The organism is Stappia sp. BW2, assembly GCF_008107695.1.
Classification (GTDB): domain Bacteria; phylum Pseudomonadota; class Alphaproteobacteria; order Rhizobiales; family Stappiaceae; genus Roseibium.
In genome coordinates this window covers 1-875 of record NZ_VIRG01000082.1, presented here as the reverse complement: position 1 = coordinate 875, position 875 = coordinate 1, and the positions used below count along the sequence as shown (strand labels likewise).

Annotated in this window: 2 protein-coding genes; both read right to left on the bottom strand. The window is 42.9% G+C overall.

The window, feature by feature from the left end:
• Positions 1 to 21: 21 nt before the first annotated feature.
• On the bottom strand, positions 22 to 480 hold the full coding sequence (gene pssD, locus FMN63_RS27670; protein WP_036668906.1) for a PssD/Cps14F family polysaccharide biosynthesis glycosyltransferase: 459 nt from the start codon (positions 478 to 480) through the stop codon (positions 22 to 24).
• A partial coding sequence (locus FMN63_RS29520) for an O-antigen ligase family protein (protein ID WP_205514354.1) occupies positions 477 to 875 on the bottom strand: 399 nt, incomplete at its 5' end. The genes FMN63_RS29520 and pssD, both read right to left, overlap by 4 nt.

Here is an 875-nt window from a genome sequence, read left to right as displayed (position 1 = left end):
CCTGGCCAACGATAACAAATATCAAAATAAAGCCCCCCTGTACTTCGCATTGGGATAGCTATCCTGCAACGTTTCCCATTGGATGAAGAACTCATCCGAGATTTTGTACATCAATCTCCCGGTTGCGCTGGAGGAATAGATTTTGGCATAACTTTCGATATAAATCAGTTTGGCACCGAAGATTTTACCGATGAGGCAAAAAGGGTATGTGGCTCCCGCCCCTGTTGTAATGATCACCTTTGGACGCTCACGCAGATATAGAAAAAACGATTTGATAATGTTAGCCACAAAGATTAGCAAGAACATCGCATTTTTACGCTCTTGCTGCATTAAGAAGTATACTTTGCCCTGAGACGATTCTACTTTTCTGCTTTTATTTTTCTCGGTAATCAGGAAATAATCATGTTCTTCAACCGCAGGAATAATTTTGGTTAATTCATCAAAATGACCGCCTGTAGAACTGATCAAACAGACCTTCATGTTCTAATCTCCTTTGAAAAGGATACGTCCTTGGCTCGCTGTATCTGTATATCCACTTCTGCTTCAGCCCCTGACTTGGAATGAACTCCATTTCCCGTAGCATATAACGCGTTCAGGAAGATACAGAATGGAGCAATCAGATGAACCGTGGACAGGGTATTGTCAAAAAAGGAATAGGTCAGGAAACCGATAATCATACCGGCAAAATACAACCGGATCATGCCGCCCAATCGGAAGTAAACAGCCCGAAACACCAGCAGCAGCGATAGAAACAACAGAATGGCTCCAACTAACCCGCCATCGTAATAAAAACGAATGTATTCATTATGCGGAACGACGAAGCCAGAAAAAATACTTCCATCATTCGCTACAAGAGTTGAGCCGAGCCCACGAGA